The sequence below is a fragment of the Variovorax sp. FG153 genome, assembly GCF_057809595.1.
On record NZ_JBMDKG010000001.1, the window covers coordinates 84,175 to 107,827 of the forward strand.

A 23,653-nucleotide genomic window follows, 5' to 3' on the forward strand; every position below is an offset into this window, starting at 1 on the left:
CTCTAATTCGCGCCGGTCATTCGCCGCGTCGCGCCGACCTCGACAGCGCCGCCAGCGTCTTCTTCGCGCTGTGCAACAGGCCCGCGCGCTCGGGCTTCAGGCGCGCCTTGGTGTCGCCCGGCGCGATGATCTCGAAGGCCGTCTCGGCCCCGAGCTTGGCGGCCAGTGCATCACGCGGCGCGAGGCCCTCGAAGCGCGCGTTCGAGATCACATGCACCTGCAGGTGGCGATGGATGGCCTTCGACAGCTTGCGGCAGGCGGCGGTCATCGCCGTTTCGTCGGGCGTCGCCGCGCCATGCACGACAAGCACTTCCACGATGCCGTTCGCGTCTTCGCCGAGCACGAAGGCACGCACCACCGAATCCTTGAACCTGGTGCGCAGCATCGCGCGAACCGGCTCGGCCGCCGCGAAGGACTTCAGCGCGATGCGGCGCAGCTCGCGGTGGAACACGAAGCCGCGATCGAGCGTGAAGGTTTCGGGCAGTTCCTCCTTCGCGGCATGCCGCGACAGCATGCCGCTGCCGACGAGGTGCGCGAGCGTTCCCTCCACCTCGGCTGCGTCGAGCTTGGTCTTCTGCGCCAGTTCGTTCGTGGTGAAGGGTTCCTCGGGATTTCCGTAGAGCACCTGCAGGAGCTTCTGGACGGAGGGGGAGAGGAGGAAGTCGGCGGCGCTCATGGGGGCGATGGGATCCGGTGCGGGGGAAAGCCTCGGATTATCGAAGCGCGCCGAACCCTGGCCTATGAAGGTGCGGGCTGCGGCCGCAGCCGGAAGTGGCTCAGATGGCTCCTGCGCATCTTCTCGAGCGCATGCGGCGCCTCGGGCCAGCGGCACCAGTTCGGCCGCGGCGCGCCGAGCGTGGCCAGCCGTGCCTCGACCGACTGCTCGGTGCGCGCGCATTCGGCCTCGGCCGCGGCGAGTTCCGCCTGCAAGCCGGCGATCTCGCCCTGGTAGCGCGCCAGGGTTTCGTGCGCGCGCCGCATGCTCGCGAGCACCGCAAACGCATCGGGCGCGCTGCCCGCGAAGTAGGTGCGCGCGAACTGCCGCGGATCGGCTTCGTATTCGAGGATCTGCTGCCGGCAATGGAAGATCAGTGCCTCGCCGCGCGCCCAGGCGCAGCGGCATTCGCGCAGCCTCTCGTAGCTGCCGCGCAGCTGCAATGCCAGCTGCCGTGGCATGGCCGGGCGCCTGGCCTTCGCGGGTGCGGTCGATGCCGCGGTGCCGAAGGCCGGCATGGAAAAGCTCATGGCATGCGTCACGCTTCGGAACTCCATCGCCCGCGGCCGGGCGCTCCAGTCAAAGGATGTTGCGCTCGATGAAGTCGGCCAGCGGCCGCACCACCTTGTTGCTGTCGCCATCGTCGGCGGTCAGGATGTCGACGTGGGTGTAGCCCTCGCTGATGTGCACCTCGAAGCCGCCCGCCACGTCGCCGAACTTGCGGTCGGCGAGGTTGGCCGCCTGCCCGGCCGGCGTGCGCGGCGTGCCGGCCACGCAGCTCGGAGCCGCGCAGGGCGCGATCGCCTCGGCGAAGCCGCGCCACACGCCAGGCACGGGCGAGAGTCCGTTCGAACCGCCGAAGGCGATCACCGGAATGTCGATCCTGCGGGCCTGGGTCTGGTTGACGATGTCGGCACGCCCGCGCCCGCCCTGGCTCACGGGCAGCGAGAGGGCGCTGGTGTCCAGTCCGAGGTTGGCGCCGCCGCCGGCGGCGGAGTTGCCGATCAGCAGGCCCGAGCTCGGGTAGTACCAGTCGCTGTAGGTGGTGTCGCCGAGGAACAGCGCGCGCGAGAAGCGCTTGAGATTGGTCGGCTCGAGCTCCTTGCCCCAGGCCGGCAGCGAGCCCGCGATGGTGGCCGGCATGGGACCGAAGTCGCGGAAGGCCGCGGCCGGCAGCGCCGTGTCGTTGTCGAGCCAGACGCGCACGCCGTCGGCGCGCGCATCGCCCAATGCTCCGAGCGAGATCGAATAGAAGACGGTGCGCGCGAGGTTGTCGTCGTCCATGAAGGTGCCGAGCGCCGCGCCGGCCGTGACCGGGAACGCGCGCTTGGTGAAGTCGGTGACGACGCTGTAGACGTTGTTGTCCGCGATGCCGCGCTGGTCGGTCTGCAGCAGCGCCTGCGTGCCGTTGATCGTGCCCTCGAACGCGATCTGCATGCCCGTGACCTCGGTCGAGGCGTTCACGCGCGGCGTCAGGCCCGGTACCGAGACGAAGGCCTGCACCTTGCCGGTCGCGACCGCGTCGTGCAGGCCGCCTTCCGCCGCGGCGATGACCGCGTCGAGCTGGGCATCGGTGGGCGGCGTCGCCGCCAGCGAGGCACCCGCGCCCTCGAACAGCACCAGGCCCTTGAGCTTGGCGTAGCCGGGCTGCGCGGGGCCGCTGCCCGAGAGGTTGAAGTCGGTGGCCGCGTAGCGTGCGACGAAGCCGGTGCCGGCCGAGTGGCCGCCGAGGAAGACGTTGCGGTTGCGCGCGACCGTGAGCGCCACGTCGACCACTGCGTCGATGTCGATCGAATGCACCTGTGGCGTCCAGTCGGCGATGAAGGGCACGTCGGTGCTGTCGTGGAAGACTGCGCGCCGGTCGAGTCTGGGATCGAGCGACAGGCCGAGCTCGGCGCCGTAGAGGAAGTCGAGGCCGATCTCGGCCTTGCGCTCGCGCTCGGCGATCTGCAGGCCCTTGGTGTCCTCCAGCAGCACCGAACGCCGGTCGATGCCCCAGAGCTCGACCACCTTGCCGTGGTCCTTCCACATGCGCCAGACCAGGTTCTCCGCCAGCACTAGGTAGCTGTGCGACGCGGCCAGCGTACCGGGCACGGCGATCAGCACCGCGTCGACCGGCTTGCCTGCGTTGCCCTCGAGGCCGTAGCGCGTGTAGCGCACACGGTTCAGGTCCACCTCGGTGCCGCCGAACTGCGTGGCGAGCTTGCTCGAGGCGTCGACCTTGACGCCGGCCGTGCCAGGCGTGCGCAGGGCCTTGGCCTTGCTCGCGATCTCGTGCGTGGAGATCGAGAGCGCCTGGCCCACCGCGGCCGGCGGTGGTGGCGGCGGGGCGCTGTCCGGGGAGCCGGCACCCGCGGGCGGCGGTGCGAGCCAGAGCGCGGGATTGCCGTTGCCGCCGCCTCCGCACGAAGCGAGCACGAGGCCGAGTGCCAGCAGCGATGCGACCGGGCGCAGGCGTGGCCTGAAATTTCTGGGCATGGGGAATGTCTCCGTCTTGGTTTTCTCGAAAGACGACCCGTCCATCCGGCGGGTCCGGGTACACCCGAGGCGCGGCTCAGCCGGCGTCGAGGCGTGGGGTGCCGGGGCCCGGCACGTTGCGCACGCCGGCCTCCAGGTAGTCCATGAACTCCTGGCGCTCGCGCGCCTCGTTGCCGCGCTCCGACATCGGCATCACGCCGAAGGGCGAGCGCTTGAGGTAGCTGCGGTAGGAGATGCCGTAGTACACGACGTTCATGCTGAGGATGAGCCGGTACTGGATCGTCTCGCGCGAGGTGTGCGGCAACTGCGCCTCGAGCAGCTCGACCGCGAGGCCCAGCAGCTTGCGGTGCAGCTTCGCGGACAGCCGCTGGCCGGCCTCGCCGAAGTCCCAGCCGAGCCGGCCGATGAAGCAGACCGCGTCGCGGCCGAAGGCCGGCGTCTGCAGCATCTCGATCATCGGGCCGAAGGCGGCCTCCATGATGTCGCGCACGCCGTGCGGCCGCCCGCGCAGCGCCTCCAGGCCCGCGCAGGATCGCGGCTCCAGCCAGTGCTGCAGCATCGCCGTGATCTCGCCCACCAGGCCCTCGCGGCTGCCGAAGTGGTAGTGCAACGCCGAGGCGTTGTTGGCACCGGCCGCCACCACGATGCGGCGCAGCGAGACCGCGTTCATGCCTTCGCGCGCCATCAGCTTCATGGCCTCGGCGAGCAGCCGCGCATGCGTGGTGTCGCCGGGCGCGTCGGTGTGCGGCGGGTGCTCGGCGGGCTTGGGATGGCGGCGTGCGGCGGCGGGCATGGCCGGATAATGCAAGTTGATTAATCTACCTGCATTAGTGCATACCCTCGGCCGGCCGGGGCCGCCCGGCGCGGTGTCTCACGCGTCGCGCGCGGCCTCCTCGCGCAGCCAGTCGCGAAAGGCCGCCACCTGCGGCATCGCCCCGGCCTCGGGCCGGTGCACGACGTAGTACGCCAGTGCGGGCACGCTGCCCCTGTCGCCGAAGGGGCGCACCAGGCGCCCGGCGGCGAGGTCGTCGCGCACCATCACGCTGCGGCCCAGCGCCACGCCCAGGCCATCGATCGCGGCCTGCAGCACCGCGGCCGAGTTGTTGATGCGCAGCCCGCGCGTGGCCGGCAGCGCGCCGAGCGACATGCCGTCGAACCAGCTGCGCCAGCTCGGGAAACCCGAGCGCGCGGGCAGCGAGAGGTCGTGGATGAGCGTGCGGCGCGCGAGGTCCGATGGCCGGCGCAAGCCCTTGAGCGTGGGCGCGCAGACCGGGAAGACCTGCTCGTCCATGAGCTTGGTGGCGACGAGCCCGGGCCAGTCGCCACCGCCATAGCGCACGCCGACGTCGATGTGCTCGGCGAGGAAGTCCACCGTGCGCGTGTTGGTGTCGAGCAGCAGGTCGGTGCCCGGATGGCGGGCCTGGAAGCGCTCGATGCGCGGCAGCAGCCACTTGGCCGCGAAAGCCGGGCTGAGCGTCACGGTGAGGGCGGGATTCGGCGTGGCCTCCTTGAGCCTTGCGACACCGAGGCCCAGGCGGTCGAAGCCCTCGCGGATGTCGGGCAACGCGCGCCGCGCCGCCTCGGTGGGCATGAGGCGCGCGCTGCCGCTGCTCGCGCGCACGAACAGCGGCACGCCGAGCCAGGCCTCGAGGCTGCGTACCAGCTGGCCGACCGCGGCCGGCGTCACGCTGAGTTCCTCGGCCGCGGCCGAGAAGCCCTGGTGGCGCGCCGCGGCCTCGAAGGCCTTGAGGGCGTTGAGATAGGCGGGAGCCTTCATGCCGTCGTCCTTCCGGAAAAGTTTTTCTTTGCCGCAGCGACAGATCTTCTCATTTGCCCGCGGACTATCGGCGAGGAAGACTGCGTTCATTCCATCCATCCAGCAAGGACTTTCATGAACAGTTTTTCTTCCAAGGTCGCCATCGTCACGGGCGGCGGCTCCGGCATCGGCCAGGAGGTGGCGCGCCAGCTCGTGGCACAAGGTGCGCGCGTGGTGATCGGCGGGCGCGACGCCGACAAGCTCGCGCATGCCGCGGCCGCGATCGATGCCGGCGGCGAGCGCGTGCGCGCGGTGGCCGGCGACATCGCCGACCCGGCCACCGCGCAGCGCCTCGTCGACGAAGCCACCCGCGCCTTCGGCGGCGTCGACATCCTGGTCAACAACGCCGGCATCTTCAACCCCAAGCCCTTCCTCGAGGTCGAGGCCGCCGAGTACGACGCCTTCCTCGACACCATCCTCAAGGGCAAGTTCTTCATGGCGCAGGCCGCGGCACGCGAGATGCGCGAACGCGGCGGCGGCGCCATCGTGCAGACCGGTTCGCTGTGGGCGATCCAGGCCATCGGCGCCACGCCGTCGGCCGCCTACTCGGCGGCCAATGCGGGCGTGCACGCGCTGACGCGCAACCTCGCGATCGAACTGGCGCCGCTGAAGATCCGCATCAACACGGTGGCGCCCGCGGTGGTCGAGACGCCGGTCTACAACACCTTCATGAGCGAGGCGCAGGTGCGCGAGACGCTGCCGGGCTTCAACGCCTTCCATCCGCTGGGCCGCAATGGCCAGCCGGCCGACGTGGCGCAGGCGATCCTGTTCCTGGCTTCGGACCAGGCGGCCTGGATCACGGGCACGGTGCTGCCGGTCGACGGCGGCGTGACCGCGGGCCGGATCTGATCCGAAGCGCAAGATCGGGTGTCATCCCGTTGACACCCGCGTTCGCGCTGCGTTAACCTCGCCGCCGTTCCCTTCTCCGGCAGCTTTGCCGGATTTCCTCGGCGCCCTCGCGGCGCAACCGGCAGCTTCGCTGGTTCTCCCCTCGGCAGTTCTGCCGTCCCCCTCGTGTCCGCGGTCGCACCGCATTGCCGACGCGCCTGCGCGCGCTTCGCATGGCTTGGCCATGCGCGCGTGCCGGCGCATGCATCGGCATGGCGTCCCGGGCACGTCGATCATCCAGACACCCCAGGAGACAGCCACCATGCACACCCCTTCTTCGCGTCCCTTCGCGCGGCTTGCCGGACTCTTCCTCGCCGCGGGCCTCGCCGCCTTCGGCACTCACGCCTTCGCCGCCGGCGAGCCCGTGCGCATCGGCGCCATCTTCGACAAGACCGGCGGCCTCAACATCTACGGCATCCAGCAGAGCCGCGCGCTGCGGCTCGCGGTCGACGAGATCAACGCGGCGGGCGGCGTGGCCGGCGCCAGGGTCGAGGTGGCCGAGGCCGACGCGCAGTCGGAGGACGCCAAGTACACGCAGTACACGACCACGCTGATCCTCAAGGACAAGGTGCAGGCGCTGTTCGCGGGCCTCACGAGCTCGAGCCGCGAGGCGATCCGCCCGATCGTGCGGCGCTCGAAGATCCCCTACTTCTATTCCTCGCTCTACGAGGGCGGCGCCTGCGACCGGCAGACCTTCGTGACCGGCGCCACGGCCTCGCAGCAGCTCAGCGTGCTCGTGAAGTGGGCGATCAAGAAGTACGGACCCAAGGTCTACATCATGGCGCCCGACTACAACTTCGGCACCATCTCGGCGCAGTGGGTCAAGCTCTACGCCAAGGAGTTCGGTGGCGAGGTGGTCGGTGCCGACTTCCTGCCGCTTACGCTGACCGACTACTCGCCCACCATCAACAAGATCCAGCAGGCCAAACCCGACTTCGTGGTCGCGCTGCCGGTGGGCGCGAACCAGACCGGCTTCCTCGAGCAGATGGCGGCCGCGGGCCTGAAGAGCCGCGTGGGCGTGGTGTCGACCAACTACGGCGGCGGCAACCAGCAGGTGGTGGTGTCGCCGCAGGCCGGCGAGGGCATCGTGGCCGCGCTCGAATACTTCGCCTGGCTCGACACGCCGCGCAACAAGGCCTTCAAGGCCTCCTGGGAGAAGGCTTACGGCAACAAGGAGCCGGTGACCGCGGTCGCGGTCGATGTCTACAACGCGGTGCACCTGTGGGCCAAGGCCGCGAACAAGGCGAAGTCGGCCGAGCCCGCGAAGGTGATCCAGGCCTTCGAGGAGGGCGAGGGCGTGGCCTTCGACTCGCCGGCCGGCCCGGTGTCGATGCAGCCGAAGTCGCACCACGTGCGCCAGAACATCTACATCGGCGTGGGCACGAAGACGCAGAGCTTCGACATCGTCGAGACCTACGCCTCGGTGGCGCCGAAGTTCGAGGACCAGGTCTGCGACCTGGTCGCCAGGCCGCAGACGGCGCAGCACTTCACGCCCGGCGCGTCGAACTGAGCGAGGCCCCCGATGGCATGGGATCAATTGCTGACCGGCGTGCTCTCGTCGGTCGCCAGCGGCTCGGTGCTGCTGATCGCGACGCTCGGCCTGGCCGTGGTGTTCGGGCTGATGGGCGTGGTGAACCTCGCGCACGGCGAATTCATCATGTTCGGCGCCTATGCGGCGCTGACCGCGGTGCGTGCCGGCGTGCCGTTTCCGCTCGCGGTGGCGCTGGCCGCGCTCGCGGCCGCGGCCTTCGGCGCGCTGGTCGAATGGCTGATCGTGCGGCGCCTGCACGGCCGGCCCTTCGACACGCTGCTGGCCATGTGGGGCCTGAGCCTCGCGCTCTACCAGAGCGCGGTGCTGCTGTTCGGTACGGTCACGCCCGGCATCGGCATGCCGGCGTCGAACGTGCGCATCGGCGACTACACGATCTCCAGCTACCTGCTGTTCCTGATCGTGGTGGCGGCGGTGCTGATCGCGGCCGTGTATGCGCTGCTCACGCGCACGAACTACGGCCTGATGGCGCGCGCCGCGATCCAGGACCCGGCCACCGCGGCCGCGATGGGCGTGCGCACGGTGCGCATCAACAACCTCACCTTCGCCCTGGGCTGCGGTCTCGCGGGCCTGGCCGGCGCGATCCTGGTGCCGGCCGTGCCGGCCACGCCCAGCATGGGCTTCGCCTTCGGCATCAAGGCCTTCCTGGCGGTGGTGGTCGCGGGCCCGGTCACGCTCGCGGGCACCATCGCCGCGGGCGGCATCCTGGGCTCGGCCGCGAGCGCGGTGGCCAGCGTCTGGTCCACCGTCGCGGGCGACGTGGTGTTCTTCGTGATCACGCTCGTGGCCCTGCGCGCCTGGCCGCAGGGCATCTCCGAGCGCTGGCGCCTGAAGCTCTGAACGGAGGCGACGCATGAACATGAGCAGAACCCTGGCGGCGCCCGCGACCGCAACCCGCACCGCCGCGCGCCGTGCGGCACCCTGGTGGCTGGTCACCGTCGCCGGCACCGTCGTGCTGGGCGCCGGCGCCTTCTTCGTCGACGAGTACCTCGCCTACCTCGCGAGCTCCTGGCTGATCTTCGGCCTGCTGGGCCTGAGCCTGGACATGGTGTGGGGCCGCGGCGGCATGCTGAGCCTCGGTCAGACGGCCTTCTTCGGCCTCGGCGGCTACGCGGGCAGCGTGGCGGCGATCAACCTCGCGAGCGTCACCGGCAACACGCTGGTGTGGTCGCTGCCGGTCGGCGCGATCGTGGGCGCGGCGGCCGCCGGCGCGGTCGGCTGGCTGCTGTTCCACGGCCGCCTCGGCGCGCTGCAGGCCACCATCCTGACCTACACCGTCACCCTGCTGCTGTGGACCGGCAGCATCTCGTTCTCGGCGCGCTTCGGCGACGCGGTGGTGGGCGGCGACAACGGCCTGTCGAACATCCCGGGCATCGTGCTGGGCTTCGGGGCCGATGCGCAGGGGCTCGGGCCGCAGGGCACCTTCGCCTGCGTGCTGGCGGTCTCGGCGCTGGTGCTGCTGGGCGTGCGCGCGCTGCTGCGTTCGCCCTTCGGCACCGTGGTCGACTGCGTGCGCCTCGACGGCCCCAAGACCGAGCTGCTGGGCTACGACGTGCGGCGCTGCCAGCTCGTGGTGTTCACGCTGGCCGGCGGCATCGCGGGCCTGGCCGGTGCGCTCTACGGTGCCTGGGCCAACTACCTCAACCCCTCGCTGTTCAGCGCGCAGCAGGCGCTGCTGGTGCCGATCTACGTGCTGGTCGGCGGGCTCGGCACGCTGGCCGGCCCCTTCGTGGGCGCGGTGGCGGTCGGCGGCCTGTCGTACTGGCTGGGCGGCGGCGTGGTCGGCGGGCAGACCACGCTGATCATGGGCGTGGCGCTGATCCTGCTCGTGCTGTTCCTGCGCGGCGGGCTGCTCGGCGGCCTCGGGCGGCTGCGGGCGCTGCGCGGGCCGGGCGGCGCGCAGGGCAAGGCGCGCCAGGCCAAGACCGCGATGGACGTGGACCTGGTGCGCGGCCTGCGCGAGGGCGCGGCCGTGCCGGCGCCGGTGCTCGAGATCCGCGACGGGGTCAAGCGCTTCGGCGGTGTGGTGCCCGTCAACCGCGTCACCCAGCGCTTCGCGCCGGGCCGCGTGCGCTGTCTGATCGGGCCGAACGGCGCGGGCAAGAGCTCGCTGCTGCGCGGCCTCACGGGCACGCACCTGCTCGACGCGGGCGAGATCGTGCTCGACGGGCGACCCGTCACGCGCTGGATGCCGTACCGCCGCGTGCAGGCCGGCGTGGGCATCAAGATGCAGGTGGCACAGGTGTTCGGCGAACTGAGCGTGCGCACCAACCTCTGGATCGCCGCCTACAGCCGCGACCGCGATGCCGCGGTGGCCGACCGGCTCAGCGAACGCACGCTGCGCGCGCTCGGCCTCGAGGCGCTGGCCGAGCGCGACGCGGCCGACCTCTCGCATGGCGAGCAGCAATGGCTGGACCTCGGCATGGTGCTGTGCCTGCAGCCTTCGGTGGTGCTGCTCGACGAGCCGGCCGCGGGCATGACCGGCGACGAGCGCCGCGAACTCTCGCAGCTGGTGCGCGTGCTGGCCGAAACGGCGGCCGTGGTGGTGGTCGAGCACGACATGGCCTTCGTGCGCACGCTCGACGCCGAAGTGACCGTCCTGCACCGCGGCGAGGTCTTCGCCCAGGGCGACCTCGACACCCTGCGCCAGGACGAACGCATCCTGGACATCTATCTCGGGAGACAGCAGCATGTTCGAAGCCATTGAGATCGGCGGCGGCTACGGCAAGACATCGATCGTCGAGCGCGCCAGCCTGCGCGTGGGTCGCGGCGAGATCGTCGCGCTGCTGGGCCGCAACGGCGTGGGCAAGTCCACGCTGATGCGCCTGCTGGTCGGCCAGGCCACGCCCATGGGCGGCAACGCGCGGCTCGACGGCCGGCCGCTGCCCGAGCGTACCGACGACCGCGCGCGCTGCGGCCTGGGCTACGTGCCGCAGGGTCGCTTCGTGTTCCCGCGGCTGTCGGTCAGCGAGAACATCGCACTGGCGGCCGTGGCCTGCGGCCATCCGCGCGCCGAAGCGATCGCGCGCGCCTTCGCCGACTTCCCGGCGCTGGTGCCCAAGGCCAACGACCTCGCGGGCCGGCTCAGCGGCGGCCAGCAGCAGATCCTCGCGATGGCGCGCGCGCTGGCCACGCGGCCGAAGCTGCTGCTGCTCGACGAGCCGACCGAGGGCGTGCAGCCCTCGATCGTCGACGAGATCGCCGAGGTGCTGCTGCGGCTGCGCCGCGACGGCCTGTCGGTGCTGGTCGCCGAGCAGGACCTGAACTTCTGCCTCTCGATCGCCGAGCGCGCCTACGTCATGGACCAGGGCCGCATCGTGCGCGAGACGCGCAAGGCCGAGCTCGAGGGCGACCGCGCGCTGTTGCAAGAACTGCTCGGCGTCTGAGCCCCCACATCCACGCACACATCCAAAGAGAGGAACGAACACCATGGACCACGAGATTTTCGAGGCGGGCGACATCGCCCTGCAATCGGGCCGCATGCTGCGCAACGCGAAGCTGGCCTACAAGACCTACGGCAAGCTCAATGCGAAGCGCGACAACGCCATCGTCTACCCGACCTGGTTCGCGAGCACGCACGCCGACAACGAATGGCTGATCGGGCCCGGCAAGGCGCTCGATCCGTCGGAGTACTTCATCGTCGTGCCGAACTCCTTCGGCAACGGCGTCTCGAGCTCGCCGAGCAACCAGCCCGCGCCCAATGACCGCGGCCGCTTCCCCAATGTGACCGTCTACGACAACGTGGTGCAGCAGCACCGGCTGGTGACCGAGCACCTGGGCATCGACACCCTGCGGCTGGTCACGGGCTGGTCGCTGGGCGCGGTGCATGCGTTCCACTGGGCCGCGCTGTACCCGGACATGGTGCAGCGGCTGCTGCCGTTCCAGGGCGCGGCGCGCGCGTCGCGCCACTTCCAGGTCTTCTTCGCGGGCGTGAAGGCCGCGCTGCAGGCCGACGCCGAATGGCGCGAGGGCTTCTACGAACGCCAGCCCGAGCGCGGCCTGCGCGCCGCCGGCCGGGTGTACGCGGGCTGGGGCTTCTCGCAGAAGTTCCTGCGCGACCGGCTCGACATCGAGCAGCTCGGCTTCGCCTCGCTCGAGGACTTCCTGATCGAGTTCTGGGAAGGCTGGCTGCTGTCGAAGGATGCCAACAACCTGGTTGCATCGCTGTGGACCGGGCAGCACGGCGACATCGCCGACAACCCGGTCTACCGGGGCGACTTCGTCGCGGCGCTGTCGGCGATCAAGGCGCGCGCCATCGTCATGCCCTCGTCGAGCGATCTCTACTTTCCGCCCGAGGATTCGGCCTTCGAGGTCGCGCACATGCCCAACGCCGAGCTGCGCGTGCTGCCTTCCGACTGGGGCCACCTGGCGGGCAAGGGCCTGCACGAACCCGACAACGCGTTCATCGACAACGCGCTGCGCGAACTGCTGGCGGCATGACCATGGCAACCGCTCCCACCAAGGCCGCCGCACCCTGGAACGCCGACAGCGTGGCCGCGCATCGCCGCGCCGCGGGTCTCGTGGCGCTCGACCCCGCGCTGTGCGGCGAGGTCGCGGCGATCCTCGAGGACCTGCGCACGGGCCTGCGCGAGATGCCCGGACGTGCCTGGTTCGCGCTCGTTCCACCGTCGACGGAGACCGGTCATGTCCATCGCTGAGACCATCGACGGCGCGGGCGTGGCGCAATTGGCCGCGCTGATCCGCCGCGGCGAGCTCGGCGCGGTCGAGCTGGCCGAACGCCGGCTGGCCGACATCGAAGGCCGCGCCGCGCGTACCAACGCCTTCGTGGCCGTCGACCGCGAAGGCGCGCTGGCCCAGGCGCGCGAGGCCGACCGTGCGCTGGCGCGCGGCCTGCCCGTGGGGCCGCTGCATGGCGTGCCGATCGCGGTGAAGGACAACGTGCTGACCGCCGGCCTCGGCAGCAGCGCGGCCTCGGCCGTGCTGGCCGACGCGCCGCTGCAGGGCGAGGCACCGCTGGTCGCGCGGCTGCGCCGGGCCGGCGCCATCGTGGTGGCCAAGACCAACATGCACGAGTGGGCCTACGGCGCGACCAACAAGGGATCGCACCATGGCGCCACGCGCAATCCCTGGGATCCGCGTGCGATCACCGGCGGCTCCAGCGGCGGCTCGGCCGCCTGCGTGGCCGACGGGCTGCTGCCGCTGGCCATCGGCACCGACACCGGCGGCTCGATCCGCATTCCCGCCGCGGCCTGCGGCATCTCGGGCATCAAGCCGGGCACCGGCCGCGTCGAGGGCGAGGGCGTGCTGCCGCTGGCCTGGAGCTTCGATGCCGCCGGGCCGATGGCGCGCAGTGCCGAGGACCTGTGGCTGGGGCTCGACGCGATGCTGCCAGGCTCGGCCGGCGATTCGTCGCGCCATGCCGCGCAGTTCCGCGAGGCACGCGGCCGCGCCCGGCTGCGCATCGGCGTGCTGGCGGGCGAGGGCTTCGAGACCGCGCCCGACGTGGGCCGGGCCTTCGAGGCGGCGCTCGAGGTCTTCGGCCAGCGCGGCAGCGATCTCGTGCCCGTGCCGGTGCGCGGCATGGCGGCGGTGTTCGCGGCCTGGAAGGCCATCATGTACGCCGAGGCCAGCACCTTCCACCGCTCGCTGATGCGAGACCGGGCACAGCACTACGCACCCGACGTGCGCGCGCTGCTGCATGCGGGCGAGAGCGTGTCGGCCGTCGACTATCTCGCGGCGCAGCAGTTCCGCGGCGCCTTCTGTGCCGCGTTCGCGCGCGACCTGGCGGGGCTCGACGCGCTCGTGCTGCCGACGCTGCCCGTGACCGCGCCACCCTTGGCAGAATCGCGCATCGAATTCGCCGGCCGCACGACCACCGTCCAGGACGCCATGACCGCCATGCCCTGCCTCGCCAACTTCACCGGCCTGCCGGCGGTGAGCCTGCCTTGCGGCTTCGCCGACACGGGCCTGCCGGTGGGCCTCACGCTGATCGGCCATGCCGGCGGCGAGTTCGCGCTGCTCGGGCTGGCCGCGGCGTTCCAGGACGACACCGCCTGGCACGCCATGCGGCCCGGCCATGCGACGGCGACGGGCCGCGAGGAGGGTGCGCATGTCCGATGAGATCGGCGTGGGCGTGCTGTTCGCCCAGACCGGCAACATGGCCGTGACCGAGCAGGCGCTGCTGAGCGGCACGCTGGTCGCCATCGACGAGATCAACTCGGGCGGCGGCGTGGCGGGCCGGCCCATCGTGCCGATCATCGAGGACCCGGGCCCCGATCCCGCGAGCTACCGCGACATCGCGCGCCGCATGGTGCTGCACCATCAGGTGCCGGTGATCTTCGGCTGCTGCTCGTCGGCCAGCCGCAAGGCCGTGCTGCCGGTGGTCGAGCGCCACGGCGCGGTGCTGTTCTATCCCTCGGTGTACGAGGGCTTCGAGTATTCGCCCAACGTGATCTACACCGGGCCCACGCCCGCGCAGACCATCGTGCCGCTGATCAAGTACCTGTTCGCGCACCACGGGCGGCGCTTCTTCCTGGTCGGTTCCGAGTATGTGTTCGCGCGCGAGATCTCGCGCATCGCGAAGGAGTTCCTGCTCGAGAGCGCGGGCAGCGTGGCAGGCGAGACCTACCTGCCCATGGGCGCGCCCGACAGCGCCTTCGCCGAGGTGGCCGAGCGCATCGCCGCCGCGCGGCCCGACGTGGTGCTCAGCACCGTGGTGGGCGCCGACACCGCGCGGCTCTATGCCGCCTGCCATGCCATCGGCGCCACCTCGGCCGAGCATCCGATCGCGAGCCTCACCGCGAGCGAGGCCGAGATCGCGGCATTGAGCCCGGCCGCGCGCGCGGGGCATCTCACGGTCGCGCCCTATTTCGCGGGCATCGAGAGCCCGGCCAGCGCGCGCTTCACCACGCTCTACGAGAAGCGTTACGGCGCCGGCCGCCGGCCCAACATGTATGCCGAGGCCGGCTACCTGCAGGTGCACCTGTTCGCGCGCGCGGTGCCGCGCGAGGGCGCGCCCGACCCTGACCGCATCGTGCGCAGCCTCGGTGGCACGCGCCATGCTTCGGCCCAGGGCGAGGTCGAGATCGACGCCGACACCAACCACACCGCGCTCAAGGCCCGTATCGGGCGCTCGCGCGAGGATGGCGGTTTCGACCTGCTGTGGGAGGATGCGTCCATCGTCCGCCCCGATCCCTACCTCGTCGCCTACGAACGGAAGATCCTCTGATGACGCCCGATCCGATCCAGCTGCGCTCCCTGCGTGACATCCGGGTCGCCGTCATCCATCCCGACGACGAGGACGCCCGCGTGCTGTGCGAGCAGCTGCGCCGCTTCGGCTGCCGCGTCACCGCGCTGTGGCCCGAGCCGAACCACCTGCCCGAGGGCACCGAGGCCGTGTTCTTCAGCATCCAGTCGGAGCGCGACGCCGCGCATCCCTGGCTGGCCGGTTCCTCGCACGCGGTGCTGATCGCGCTGCTGGCCTACGAGAACCCGGCCGTGCTCGAGGCCGCCGCGGCCGCCAACGTGCACGGCGTGCTGCCCAAGCCGATCCGTCCCTTCGGCGTGCTCGCCACGCTGTACGTCGCGCGCATGCTGTTCCGCTACGAAGAGCGGCTGCTCAACCGCATCGCCAAGCTCGACGAGACCCTGCGCACGCGCCGCATCGTCGAGCGCGCGATGAAGATTCTCGCCACGCGCCAGGGCATCTCGGAGGACGAGGCCTACGCCATCATCCGGCGCGAGGCCATGCGCAAGCAGTTGCCGGTGTCGTCGATGGCCGAGTCGATCGTGCATGCGGAAGCGATCTACGGTTTGCCGCCCGATCGCGGCACTTCCGATCCGGCCGAGTGATGGTCCGCGCTCCTTTCGAGAGTCCGGAACGCTTCGGACTCGATCCTTCGTTCGTGCGCGATCCACGCGATCCGAGCGGTGATGGCCCGTTGAGCGGCCTCAGCTTTGCCGCCAAGGAGGTGCTCGACCTCGCCGGCCATGTCACGCGCTCGGGCAATCCCGACTGGCTGCGCACGCATTCGCCGGCCACGGCCGACGCACCCGCGGTCGCGCGCCTGCTCGAGGCCGGCGCGCGGCTGCGGGGGCGAACGCTCAGCGACGAACTCGCGTTCTCGCTCGCCGGCGAGAACCTGCACTACGGCACGCCGCTGAACCCGCGCGCACCCGGCCGCGTGCCCGGCGGTTCGTCCAGCGGCTCGGCCGCCGCCGTCGCTGGCGGGTGCGTCGACTTCGCGCTGGGTACCGACACCTCGGGCTCGGTGCGCATCCCGGCCAGCTACTGCGGCCTGTACGGCCTGCGGCCCACGCATGGCGCGATCGATGCGCGCGGCGTGACGCCGCTGGCGCCGGCCTTCGACACGGTGGGCTGGTTCGCCGTGACCGCGGCGGTGCTCGAGCGCGTGGGCGCGGTGCTGCTGCAGCCGGGCGAGATACGACCATTGCGGCGCATCGTGCCGTTGGTCGATGCCTTCGACGATGCCGCGCCGGGCGTGGCCGCCGCGCTGCGTCCTGCGTTAGACCGTCTGGCATCGCTGGGCCTGGCCTTCGATGCGCCCGCGCAAGGCCTGTCGCTGGCCGCTGCGGCACAGGCCTACCGCGTGCTGCAGAGCGCCGAGGTCTGGCGCACGCATGGCGAATGGTTCGAGCGCACGCGGCCGTCGATGGCGCCCGAGATCGCGGCGCGGCTGCGCGCCGCGTCGCAGGTCACGGCCCGGGAGATCGATGCCGCGCGGCGCGAGGCCGACGCGCTGCGCGCGAGGATCGACGACCTGCTCGCGCACGACGGCGTGCTGTGCCTGCCGACCGCGCCCGACGTGGCGCCGCTGCTGGGCGCTTCGGCGCAGCCCGATGCGCAGACCCGCATGCGCGTGCTGGCCCATACCTGCATCGCGGGGCTGTGCGGCTTGCCGCAGGTCAGCCTGCCGCTGGGGACGGTCGACGGGCTGCCCGTGGGGCTGGGGTTGATCGGGGGGCGGGGGAGGGATCGGGATCTGCTGGCGTTGGCTGGGCGGATCGCATCCGGCGACGGGAACAAGACGGCGACGGCTTGGCCTACATTCGGCTGAAGGAGGTCATCCATGCCAAGGACCAGGGACACGGAGATGGAGCAGTTCGAGAAAGATCTGCTGCAGTCGATCGCGGAGATGAAGCGCGGCGGGTTCGCACCTCGCACGCCACACCTCGTCTTCGTCTTCGGCACCCTGAAAGAGGGCTACCCCAATTTCGCCACCAATCGCGGCCGCCGCATCCCCGGCGACTTCGTCACGCTCGAACGCTATCCGCTGTACCTGATGGGCGAGCGCTTCTCGCCCTGGTTGGTCTTCCTGCCCGGCGAAGGAGAGCGAATCGTCGGCCAGCTGTTCGAGGTCGACGACGCGGCGCTGGCGGCCATGGACCTGCTCGAGCGGGTCGGCGAGGCGGATGGCTATCGGCGTGTCCCGATCGTCGTCGAAGGCGTTGGCGATGCCGGTGGGCCGCAAAGGATCGTTCACGCCTACGTCAAGCCGCCGGCGCAATTCGACGTGGCGCAGGCGAGGCTGGGGCCGCTGGCGGAATACACGATGGCGCACGCCGGGCTCTACAGATCGCGCGCGGGTGCGCCCTGAGACCTGGGAGGCGGCCGTCGATGAGGCGTTGCACAGGCCTTGCCCGATGCGACCGCGCGGCCTTTGCTCCTACCAGCAACCGGGATCGGCCAGCACCGTGGTGCCATCGCTCCCCACGTTGGATTGAACGCCGAGTTGATCGAGCCTGAAGCTGTAGCAGGCGGTATCGTCGCGCTGGGCGCCTTTGGGCGTTGCCTGCGCGACGAAGCCTGTCGCGCCGCTCGCGACGCTGACGCTCAGGTCGTAGTAGCTCGATCCACCCGAATTCACGCTCGACGGCAGCGCGGCGTAGCCCAGGTCGGAGGCCTGGGCCGTGTATCTGTTGTTGATGCTGAAAAATTTCTCCTCGCGGCTGGCCAGGTCGAGGACGGCATTCTTGGCATCGACGCGCCGCGCCTTCCGGACATAGGCGCTGTAGGAAGGAAAGGCGATGGCGGCCAGGATCGCGACGATCGCGACGATGATCATCAGTTCGATCAGCGTGAAGCCCCGCGGCCTGCGTTGCCCGCGGACGAGCGGCATGCATGGGTCCTGTCGAGTCATGGCTTTCATGGTCAGCGCAGCTTGATCCAGGTCAGGCGCTTGCCCTTCACATTGCCCTGGGGGTCCACCTGAACCGTCGAGCCATCGCCGTCCCGGTTCTGCGTGACCAGGAACTTCTTCTTCTCGCCGGTCACGGTCCCCGGTGAACCCACGCCGCTCAGGCCGATGCCCGCGATCACCGCGTCGGCGGCGACATTCGCACCGGTGGTCGCGCTCTTGAAGTAGGAGCTCGACGGTGCACCGCCCGTGTCCGGCGAGATGGCCATGGTGTAGCCGGATGCGGGTTGCTGTTCGCACGACAGCACCTGCGTCGTGGCCGGGATCGTGGTGTTCACGACGAACAGGCCGTCGACGAAGATGGGGTTGTAGACGATCTGTTCCTTCGCCCCCGTGAGCGCGAGCTTCCATCCGAATCTGGCAGTGCCGGAACCGCAGGCCGGGCGGCCTTTCCAGCACACCGCGTTCCGGGTCACGGTGCGCGCGCCGAAGATGTCGCCATTGGCGTAGGCGACATCGGACATCGTCTGTGCCGTCAGGTCCGCGTCGGTGAATCGTTGAGGCGGCGCGAGCGAGACATAGCGCCGGGAGGACTTGGCATTCCATGTGCCCATGTCCCAATCCCAGACGCCGTAGATCGACTGGCCCGCGGGTTCGGGAACCGCCGCCGCGGTCAAGGTCTGTGGAAGGATCTGTCCCGTGCCGAAACTCACGACGATGCGATCGAGGTCGTTGCCGTCCGAGCTGGCGATCACCGTGGGGCGCGTGGTGATGGGTTGGCCCGACGGGGTGGTGAACAGCGCGGAATCTCCCGCCGCCCAGCGGGCCGGATCGTTGCTCGTCAGATCGAAGCGCCAGAGATTGCCTCGCGCGTCGCCGGCATAGACATAGTCCGTGACGTGATCGCCGTCCAGGTCGGCGGAGGTCAGCTGCACGATGCCGTTTCGCATGGTCACGGCCGTGCCTGCGAGTGCCGCTCCCGCGCTGGTGGGCAGGAAGCGGAAACTCTTGCCGCCGGTGTTCTGGTCGACGGTCATCACGTAGATGCCCGCCTTGCCGGACTTGCTGTTGAGGCCGTTGCCGAAGATCACGGCCCAGTGTCCGTCGTGCAACCGACGGATGATCGGCGTTCCGTAGATGCTGCCCAGGCTGTCCCGGCACATCGATGCGATCGAGTCGCCGGTGCAGTTCAGGTTGGCCGAGTTCCACTCGCCCAGCACGATGCCGGCCGCGTTGGCTTCGGCGAAGTTGCCCGGATCGGTGATCTCCAGCGCGAAGAGCGTGCCGGTGGCGATGCTCGTCTTGTCGCCGATCACGCCGGCGGCGTTGCCGCCCGCGCCCAGGCCGCCCACCAGCCACGTATGCCATGCGCCCTGGTAGTAGAGGTCGCCCGTGCCCGGTGTGGCATCGACATAGGCGTTGTGCGCGTACTGTGTCGACGAGAAATCCAGCGCGGGCGTGCCGGCCGAATAGATGGTCTCGACGACCCGGGCCGGCATGTAGGCGAGCAGTTCGCGCCCGTCGTTGGCGGCATCCTTGTCGAAGGAGCCATCCGCCTTGTAGGCGCCGGCGCGGAAAGCGTGCATGAAGCCGTCGTTGGCGCCGGCGTAGACCACGTTGGTCCGCGCGGCATTTCCTGCCGAGAACGCGGCGTAGCTCGTGCCTTCCGGCGGCTGCGCGCTCGGATAGAGCCTGTCCTGCCACCGGCCTTCGTAGGGCGAACTGGGCGGTCCGACCCAGGCCGGGCTCGCGTTGACGATGTCGCCCAGCACCCCGGTGCGTTTCCTGAACTTGCCCGTGGTCGGTGTCTGGACCTCGTCGCTGCGCACCCCGCGCAGATAGTTCAGTCGCGTCGAACTGGTCGCGCTCGCCGCCGATGCATCCAGCGCGGACTTCTGCGTGGCGGAGAGGTTGCCCCATTGCAGCGCGATACCGGTGCTGCCGTTCCAGCTCAGCAGGCCGCGGTTCGCCGAGGCCTGCGCATCGCCGCTGGTCTTGTTCGTGGCACCGCATGCACCGCCCGTGAGGACGCAACTGGCGTCCCAGTTGGCCACGGGGTTGATCGACACGATGTCGGTCGATGGATCGAGCACCAGGTTCCTGGCCGCGAGCTGGCCCCACCAGTTCTGCGGGTTGTAGTAGGCCAGGTAGACCTGCGATCCGACCTGCACCTTGGCGGATTGCTGGGCATTCAATCCCACCGAACTGGCGGACGTCCCGATCTGTGCCGCCTTGAAGCACATGATCTCGTGGACATTGCTGCCCAGTCCCGTGCCCGCACTGAAGCCGAACCGGAAGCTGGCGGGAAGCGGACCGTTGTTGTCGGTGATCTTGTACTTGTCGAAAACCGTCTGCGAAACGCCGCCGTTGATGCTGTAGAGGAAACTGAGGAAGCCGTCCTGCGTGATTCGCAGGGAGTAGGTGATCGGCCTGGCGCTGCTGCGCTTGGGCACGCTCGTGGCTTGCTGGTTGGCGATCACCTCGCCGACATCCTTGTGTGTCAGGTACGGATAGTTGTAGGTCAGCTTGGTGCTCGTGTTCCGGATCGTTCCAGTCTGGCAGGTCGTCTTGACGGCGGATTCCCGCTGGCTGGCGGTGAGGCTGGTGGGATAGGAGGCCTTGGTCGTGGCGTTCGTGGAGAGATCGGCGAAGTTCGTGCTGCCGGCGCCCCGAACGGTGATGCGCCCCGCGCCGAAGCCGGGCCCGGTGTTGGTGTTGTCGCCCGAATTGGAGAAGTTTCCGTACTCGTCGATGCCGATCCCGATGTAGCCGCCGCGCACGCCGTCGTATTGCGGATTCCCGTTGGAGCAGCTGTAGCCCAGGCTGCCCCCCAGGCCGCCGATGCTGGGCGGAAGCGCGCCGTCGGCCAGAAAGAAGCTGATGCCGTCTGCACCGTGGTTGTTCAGGTTGTCGCCGCCGTACGTCACGGTCTTGAAGGTGACGTCCAGGCCCTGGCTGACCGGAAAGGTGAAGTTGGAGACGACGGCGCCGGATTGGTAGTCGCCGTTCGAGCCGCTGGTCGTGTCGCCGTTGGTCAGGCGAAGCGCGCCGTTGCCCGTGCTGTCCGGCATGGCGCCGTCCTTGCCGCCGACCAGCGTGTTGCTCTTGTAGTAGACGCCCTTGTCCTTGAGGTTCTTGCAACCGGGAATCTTCGTGGCGCCGCCGGGATCCTGGTTGCCCGCGGTGAGACAGGAACCGTTGAGGCTGATCCAGTCGTACGAGGAAGAGGTCCCGCTCAACGTGTCGCTGATGACGAGTTGCGCCTGTGCCGCGTGGATGAAGGCGGCGCCCGCCAGCAGCATGGCCGGACGGACCGCGCGCTCGATGGACGTGAACCGGAATGTCTTCATAGCCCTCCCAGGTCGAGTGTCCGGGCCGATATCGCATAGGTGCTCTGCACCACGCTGATGGTCGAGGCGACGCCGCCATATGCGGCGCCGGTCACGCGGTAGATCGATTGCCTGGGGTCGGGCCCGAGGCCGAGGTACTGGATGTACAGGCCCGGACCCCCGGCGTAGTTCACGTCGCCCGCGACACCCACGCTGCCGGCGATCAGGCCGCCGCCGGGTTTCACGACCAGCTTCGGCGGCGCATAGCTGACCCGGTTCGCCCACGGGACGGCGGCCGGTGTCGCGAGCGCGGCCGTGCAGACGCGCATGTTGCTGGCGGTGTTGCCGTCGACGATGCCTTCGCACGCACCGCCGGCTCCCCGAAGATCCTGCGCGAGCCACCATTCGCCGTACCGGACGGCGCTTTCGGCCGCATGGAACGACCGCTCCTTCTCGAGGGTGTTGCCCGCGATCTTCTCGTGGAGCCCCGTGCTGCGGTACATCGCGACAGCCAGCAGGGTGATGACGAGAAGGATGAACAGGCAGGTCACCATCACCACGCCCGCGTGCTGGCGCCGCGAGCGCGAGGCGCGGGTTCGGGGGCGGGTCGTTGAGGACCGGGGTGGCCGGATCATGATCTGTTCATCAGGTCGATGGTCTGCACGACCGGGAAGGCCAGCGGCACGGGCTTGCCCGGCAACGACTTGATCGTGTCGAGGAACCAGACCGACACCCGGACCGTGTGGACGCCGCCCCAGAGGCCGGCGGCCTGGACCGCCGACGCGGGCAGATAGGTATCCAGGGCACCATCGCCGTCGGTGTCCGTTCCGTAAGCCACGCTCATCCTGTCGATGTTGCCGCTCAATACCTGGGGGCTGCCGTTGCCCACGGTGCAGGTCAATTCGCTGTTCGCATTGACGGCGAAATAGTTCGAGAACACGGCGGTCTCCTGGGTCGTATTGGTGCCGCCCAGGCAATTCATCAGGCCGTCGTTGCGGGCGGTCTGGTATTGCACGGCGATGGTGTCGCCATTCGATCCCCGTCCTTTTCCGTCCCCGGTACCGACCACCGGCTGGCCGGCCTCGAAGGCGGTGCTGCCGCCGTCCTCGCGCGAGACCGTGGTTGCCGGCAAGGCAGTCGCGGCGGTGTCCTTGGTGGGATCGACGAAGTAGCCGGCCGACTGCAGGGTGGTCGTGACCAGGGTCAGTGCGAGCCGCTCGCTGTCCTGCAGTTGCGCCAGGTTGTCCTGGGCGGCGGAAGTCGCCCGCACGTTCAGGTAGATGCTCGCCACGGCCAGTACCAGGAACAACGCGATCACGATGGCGACCATCAGCTCGACGAGGCCGATGCCGGTCTGCCGCGTCGGCAGGGAAGCGGGAGAGGTGCGGCGAGTCGCGGACGCACGGTTCATCAGGGCTTGACGTGGAGGGTGTACGAACGCGTTCCGCCAGTGGCGGTGCTGTCGGAGACGGAAGCCTTCGTCGAGGCCACGTACTTCTCGACCCACTTCACCGTGATGGTGCAGGTCACCGGCTCGCCGCCGGGGCTGCAACCCACCGTGGCCTCGTAGCTTGGCAACAGGTCGTTCATGTGGATGGCCCATTGCTGCAGATCGGACAAGGCCAGCTGGGCTGCCGTGCACTGCGGCGCCGGCGGTGCCCGGTCCGCATCGCAACTCGTCGCCGTGGCGGGGGCCGTGCCGGTGCCGTTCGCGATCGAGCTTCCCTTGATCGTCACGCTCGCGGGGGCGCTGGCACTCGCCCAGTAGGCACGGTTGCCTTGCAAGGTGCCGGCCAGGCTGGCCGCCTGCAGCGCCACCACCGACCGCGAGGATGCGACGTGGGTATCGGACAGCGCCAGTGCCTGCATCTTCGCGAATCCGAAGATTCCGATCGACACCAGGAGGATCGAGATCAGCACCTCCAGCAGCGTGAAGCCGGCCTGCGCGCCTCGGCCGCGGGCCGCTTCCACGGCCCTCATGCGCAACCGCCTTCGTTCGCACGGAGAACCTTCTGGTGCCCGGCGAAGTTGATCTGCACGCAGCGGGTCGCGGAATCGTTGACCGGCGAGGTGCGCAGCGTGAGGAGCGCACTCGCGCTGGCCGGCAATCCGATCGCCAGACCATCCCTGCCATACGTGATGGCGCCAATGCCCGTGCTCGCGGTGAAGCTGTCGCTGCCCTTCCAGGCAGCCTGCACGCGCAGTACCTGCTCGGCGGTTCCGTCCTCGTCCCGTGTCCCGTTGCTGTCCGGATCCGCGAAGATGATCCATCCCGTGTTCCAGGTGGCGCGGCCGATGCACGACCTGCCGTCGGACGACGCACAGACCGTCACTGGAATGCCTTGTCGAATTGCTTCGGAGCGGGCGAATTGCAGATCGCCGACAAATGCATTGATTCGTGTCGCCACGCGATTGCGCTGCAACATGTCGAGAAACGATGGCGCCGCCATCGACGCCAGGATCCCCAGCACGACAAGAACCGTCATCAATTCGATGAGCGTCACTCCGCCGCTCTTGCGGGGGCCATTGCCACTGGGGCGATCGGTGCAAAGGGGCTTCGAAAGCCGGGCGCGGAGAAACAAGCGAGTCCCTCGTTCACGTCGAAGTTCAGGGACGGCATGCACCCGGACCTGTCAACAAGTAACGTCGGTAATGCCGTGTTGCGATTGTCGAGCAATGGAATCGAATTGCGCCTGAGTCGCCGGGACGGAGGTCTATTTGTTAATGCTATGTATCCAATGGCCGATGAAGCGATCGCAA

Annotated in this window: 23 protein-coding genes; 12 read left to right on the forward strand and 11 right to left on the reverse strand. The window is 69.7% G+C overall.

Annotation, left to right across the window (positions count from 1 at the left end; all coding sequences use genetic code 11):
* Window positions 1–16 precede the first annotated feature (16 nt).
* The 5 genes from ACODT0_RS00395 to gcvA form a co-directional block, all read right to left on the reverse strand.
* Window positions 17–676, reverse strand: coding sequence for a hypothetical protein (locus tag ACODT0_RS00395; protein ID WP_489040194.1), 660 nt, complete (start codon window positions 674–676; stop codon window positions 17–19).
* Between the two features lie 62 nt (window positions 677–738).
* Window positions 739–1,245 (reverse strand): hypothetical protein, encoded by a 507-nt coding sequence (locus ACODT0_RS00400; RefSeq protein WP_489040195.1) that lies wholly within the window; start codon window positions 1,243–1,245, stop codon window positions 739–741.
* 49 nt (window positions 1,246–1,294) lie between these two features.
* Window positions 1,295–3,193 (reverse strand): hypothetical protein, encoded by a 1,899-nt coding sequence (locus ACODT0_RS00405; RefSeq protein WP_489040196.1) that lies wholly within the window; start codon window positions 3,191–3,193, stop codon window positions 1,295–1,297.
* Window positions 3,194–3,269: 76 nt separating this feature from the next.
* Window positions 3,270–3,986: a TetR/AcrR family transcriptional regulator gene (locus ACODT0_RS00410; protein ID WP_296731597.1), complete on the reverse strand. Its 717-nt coding sequence runs from the start codon at window positions 3,984–3,986 to the stop codon at window positions 3,270–3,272.
* A gap of 78 nt (window positions 3,987–4,064) precedes the next feature.
* Window positions 4,065–4,970, reverse strand: coding sequence for a transcriptional regulator GcvA (gcvA, locus tag ACODT0_RS00415; protein WP_489040197.1), 906 nt, complete (start codon window positions 4,968–4,970; stop codon window positions 4,065–4,067).
* A 114-nt stretch (window positions 4,971–5,084) separates the two neighbouring features.
* On the opposite strand from gcvA, the gene ACODT0_RS00420 reads away from it, so the two are divergent.
* The 12 genes from ACODT0_RS00420 to ACODT0_RS00475 all read left to right on the forward strand — a co-directional run bounded on the left by ACODT0_RS00420 (window position 5,085) and on the right by ACODT0_RS00475 (window position 17,024).
* Window positions 5,085–5,858, forward strand: a complete 774-nt coding sequence (locus ACODT0_RS00420) for an SDR family NAD(P)-dependent oxidoreductase (RefSeq protein WP_489040198.1) — start codon at window positions 5,085–5,087, stop codon at window positions 5,856–5,858.
* 301 nt (window positions 5,859–6,159) lie between these two features.
* Complete coding sequence (locus ACODT0_RS00425; protein ID WP_261206348.1) at window positions 6,160–7,407, forward strand: urea ABC transporter substrate-binding protein; 1,248 nt, start codon at window positions 6,160–6,162, stop codon at window positions 7,405–7,407.
* Window positions 7,408–7,419: 12 nt separating this feature from the next.
* The gene (locus ACODT0_RS00430; RefSeq protein ID WP_057591005.1) at window positions 7,420–8,286 is read left to right on the forward strand and encodes a branched-chain amino acid ABC transporter permease; all 867 of its coding nucleotides are present in this window, start codon (window positions 7,420–7,422) and stop codon (window positions 8,284–8,286) included.
* Between the two features lie 13 nt (window positions 8,287–8,299).
* The gene (locus ACODT0_RS00435) at window positions 8,300–10,153 is read left to right on the forward strand and encodes an ABC transporter permease subunit (protein WP_489040199.1); all 1,854 of its coding nucleotides are present in this window, start codon (window positions 8,300–8,302) and stop codon (window positions 10,151–10,153) included.
* The gene (locus ACODT0_RS00440) at window positions 10,137–10,832 is read left to right on the forward strand and encodes an ABC transporter ATP-binding protein (RefSeq protein WP_489040200.1); all 696 of its coding nucleotides are present in this window, start codon (window positions 10,137–10,139) and stop codon (window positions 10,830–10,832) included. The genes ACODT0_RS00435 and ACODT0_RS00440 overlap by 17 nt, the downstream gene beginning before the upstream one ends.
* A gap of 43 nt (window positions 10,833–10,875) precedes the next feature.
* Window positions 10,876–11,886, forward strand: coding sequence for an alpha/beta fold hydrolase (locus tag ACODT0_RS00445; RefSeq protein WP_489040201.1), 1,011 nt, complete (start codon window positions 10,876–10,878; stop codon window positions 11,884–11,886).
* Window positions 11,887–11,888: 2 nt separating this feature from the next.
* Entirely contained in the window at window positions 11,889–12,104 is a 216-nt protein-coding gene (locus ACODT0_RS00450) for a hypothetical protein (RefSeq protein WP_489040202.1), read from the forward strand.
* Window positions 12,091–13,527 (forward strand): amidase, encoded by a 1,437-nt coding sequence (locus ACODT0_RS00455; RefSeq protein ID WP_489040203.1) that lies wholly within the window; start codon window positions 12,091–12,093, stop codon window positions 13,525–13,527. The genes ACODT0_RS00450 and ACODT0_RS00455 overlap by 14 nt, the downstream gene beginning before the upstream one ends.
* Window positions 13,517–14,635, forward strand: coding sequence for a transporter substrate-binding domain-containing protein (locus ACODT0_RS00460; protein ID WP_489040204.1), 1,119 nt, complete (start codon window positions 13,517–13,519; stop codon window positions 14,633–14,635). Before ACODT0_RS00455 ends, ACODT0_RS00460 begins: the two co-directional genes overlap by 11 nt.
* The gene (locus tag ACODT0_RS00465) at window positions 14,635–15,258 is read left to right on the forward strand and encodes an ANTAR domain-containing response regulator (RefSeq protein ID WP_057590999.1); all 624 of its coding nucleotides are present in this window, start codon (window positions 14,635–14,637) and stop codon (window positions 15,256–15,258) included. Before ACODT0_RS00460 ends, ACODT0_RS00465 begins: the two co-directional genes overlap by 1 nt.
* Complete coding sequence (locus tag ACODT0_RS00470) at window positions 15,258–16,484, forward strand: amidase (RefSeq protein ID WP_489040205.1); 1,227 nt, start codon at window positions 15,258–15,260, stop codon at window positions 16,482–16,484. Before ACODT0_RS00465 ends, ACODT0_RS00470 begins: the two co-directional genes overlap by 1 nt.
* A gap of 36 nt (window positions 16,485–16,520) precedes the next feature.
* Window positions 16,521–17,024, forward strand: coding sequence for a gamma-glutamylcyclotransferase family protein (locus tag ACODT0_RS00475; protein ID WP_489040206.1), 504 nt, complete (start codon window positions 16,521–16,523; stop codon window positions 17,022–17,024).
* Window positions 17,025–17,093: 69 nt separating this feature from the next.
* Here ACODT0_RS00475 and ACODT0_RS00480 read toward each other — a convergent pair whose 3' ends face one another.
* From ACODT0_RS00480 to ACODT0_RS00505, 6 genes are read right to left on the reverse strand one after another with little or no spacing between them, the layout of a single operon-like run.
* Complete coding sequence (locus ACODT0_RS00480; protein WP_489040207.1) at window positions 17,094–17,546, reverse strand: type IV pilin protein; 453 nt, start codon at window positions 17,544–17,546, stop codon at window positions 17,094–17,096.
* Between the two features lie 32 nt (window positions 17,547–17,578).
* Window positions 17,579–20,914, reverse strand: coding sequence for a pilus assembly protein (locus ACODT0_RS00485; protein ID WP_489040208.1), 3,336 nt, complete (start codon window positions 20,912–20,914; stop codon window positions 17,579–17,581).
* Window positions 20,911–21,528, reverse strand: coding sequence for a pilus assembly PilX family protein (locus ACODT0_RS00490; RefSeq protein WP_489040209.1), 618 nt, complete (start codon window positions 21,526–21,528; stop codon window positions 20,911–20,913). The genes ACODT0_RS00485 and ACODT0_RS00490 overlap by 4 nt, the downstream gene beginning before the upstream one ends.
* Window positions 21,525–22,304 (reverse strand): PilW family protein, encoded by a 780-nt coding sequence (locus tag ACODT0_RS00495; RefSeq protein WP_489040210.1) that lies wholly within the window; start codon window positions 22,302–22,304, stop codon window positions 21,525–21,527. The genes ACODT0_RS00490 and ACODT0_RS00495 overlap by 4 nt, the downstream gene beginning before the upstream one ends.
* On the reverse strand, window positions 22,304–22,873 hold the full coding sequence (gene pilV, locus ACODT0_RS00500) for a type IV pilus modification protein PilV (protein WP_296731559.1): 570 nt from the start codon (window positions 22,871–22,873) through the stop codon (window positions 22,304–22,306). Before pilV ends, ACODT0_RS00495 begins: the two co-directional genes overlap by 1 nt.
* Window positions 22,870–23,517, reverse strand: coding sequence for a GspH/FimT family pseudopilin (locus tag ACODT0_RS00505; protein WP_296731556.1), 648 nt, complete (start codon window positions 23,515–23,517; stop codon window positions 22,870–22,872). Before ACODT0_RS00505 ends, pilV begins: the two co-directional genes overlap by 4 nt.
* Window positions 23,518–23,653 lie beyond the last annotated feature (136 nt).

What these genes read in the sequence shown, in the direction of transcription:
- ACODT0_RS00395 (WP_489040194.1), bottom strand. Translation starts at nt 676, where the DNA reads ATGAGCGCCGCCGACTTCCTCCTCTCCCCCTCCGTCCAGAAGCTCCTG.
- ACODT0_RS00400 (WP_489040195.1), bottom strand. Translation starts at nt 1,245, where the DNA reads ATGAGCTTTTCCATGCCGGCCTTCGGCACCGCGGCATCGACCGCACCC.
- ACODT0_RS00405 (WP_489040196.1), bottom strand. Translation starts at nt 3,193, where the DNA reads ATGCCCAGAAATTTCAGGCCACGCCTGCGCCCGGTCGCATCGCTGCTG.
- ACODT0_RS00410 (WP_296731597.1), bottom strand. Translation starts at nt 3,986, where the DNA reads ATGCCCGCCGCCGCACGCCGCCATCCCAAGCCCGCCGAGCACCCGCCG.
- gcvA (WP_489040197.1), bottom strand. Translation starts at nt 4,970, where the DNA reads ATGAAGGCTCCCGCCTATCTCAACGCCCTCAAGGCCTTCGAGGCCGCG.
- ACODT0_RS00420 (WP_489040198.1), top strand. Translation starts at nt 5,085, where the DNA reads ATGAACAGTTTTTCTTCCAAGGTCGCCATCGTCACGGGCGGCGGCTCC.
- ACODT0_RS00425 (WP_261206348.1), top strand. Translation starts at nt 6,160, where the DNA reads ATGCACACCCCTTCTTCGCGTCCCTTCGCGCGGCTTGCCGGACTCTTC.
- ACODT0_RS00430 (WP_057591005.1), top strand. Translation starts at nt 7,420, where the DNA reads ATGGCATGGGATCAATTGCTGACCGGCGTGCTCTCGTCGGTCGCCAGC.
- ACODT0_RS00435 (WP_489040199.1), top strand. Translation starts at nt 8,300, where the DNA reads ATGAACATGAGCAGAACCCTGGCGGCGCCCGCGACCGCAACCCGCACC.
- ACODT0_RS00440 (WP_489040200.1), top strand. Translation starts at nt 10,137, where the DNA reads ATGTTCGAAGCCATTGAGATCGGCGGCGGCTACGGCAAGACATCGATC.
- ACODT0_RS00445 (WP_489040201.1), top strand. Translation starts at nt 10,876, where the DNA reads ATGGACCACGAGATTTTCGAGGCGGGCGACATCGCCCTGCAATCGGGC.
- ACODT0_RS00450 (WP_489040202.1), top strand. Translation starts at nt 11,889, where the DNA reads ATGGCAACCGCTCCCACCAAGGCCGCCGCACCCTGGAACGCCGACAGC.
- ACODT0_RS00455 (WP_489040203.1), top strand. Translation starts at nt 12,091, where the DNA reads ATGTCCATCGCTGAGACCATCGACGGCGCGGGCGTGGCGCAATTGGCC.
- ACODT0_RS00460 (WP_489040204.1), top strand. Translation starts at nt 13,517, where the DNA reads ATGTCCGATGAGATCGGCGTGGGCGTGCTGTTCGCCCAGACCGGCAAC.
- ACODT0_RS00465 (WP_057590999.1), top strand. Translation starts at nt 14,635, where the DNA reads ATGACGCCCGATCCGATCCAGCTGCGCTCCCTGCGTGACATCCGGGTC.
- ACODT0_RS00470 (WP_489040205.1), top strand. Translation starts at nt 15,258, where the DNA reads ATGGTCCGCGCTCCTTTCGAGAGTCCGGAACGCTTCGGACTCGATCCT.
- ACODT0_RS00475 (WP_489040206.1), top strand. Translation starts at nt 16,521, where the DNA reads ATGGAGCAGTTCGAGAAAGATCTGCTGCAGTCGATCGCGGAGATGAAG.
- ACODT0_RS00480 (WP_489040207.1), bottom strand. Translation starts at nt 17,546, where the DNA reads ATGCCGCTCGTCCGCGGGCAACGCAGGCCGCGGGGCTTCACGCTGATC.
- ACODT0_RS00485 (WP_489040208.1), bottom strand. Translation starts at nt 20,914, where the DNA reads ATGAAGACATTCCGGTTCACGTCCATCGAGCGCGCGGTCCGTCCGGCC.
- ACODT0_RS00490 (WP_489040209.1), bottom strand. Translation starts at nt 21,528, where the DNA reads ATGATCCGGCCACCCCGGTCCTCAACGACCCGCCCCCGAACCCGCGCC.
- ACODT0_RS00495 (WP_489040210.1), bottom strand. Translation starts at nt 22,304, where the DNA reads ATGAACCGTGCGTCCGCGACTCGCCGCACCTCTCCCGCTTCCCTGCCG.
- pilV (WP_296731559.1), bottom strand. Translation starts at nt 22,873, where the DNA reads ATGAGGGCCGTGGAAGCGGCCCGCGGCCGAGGCGCGCAGGCCGGCTTC.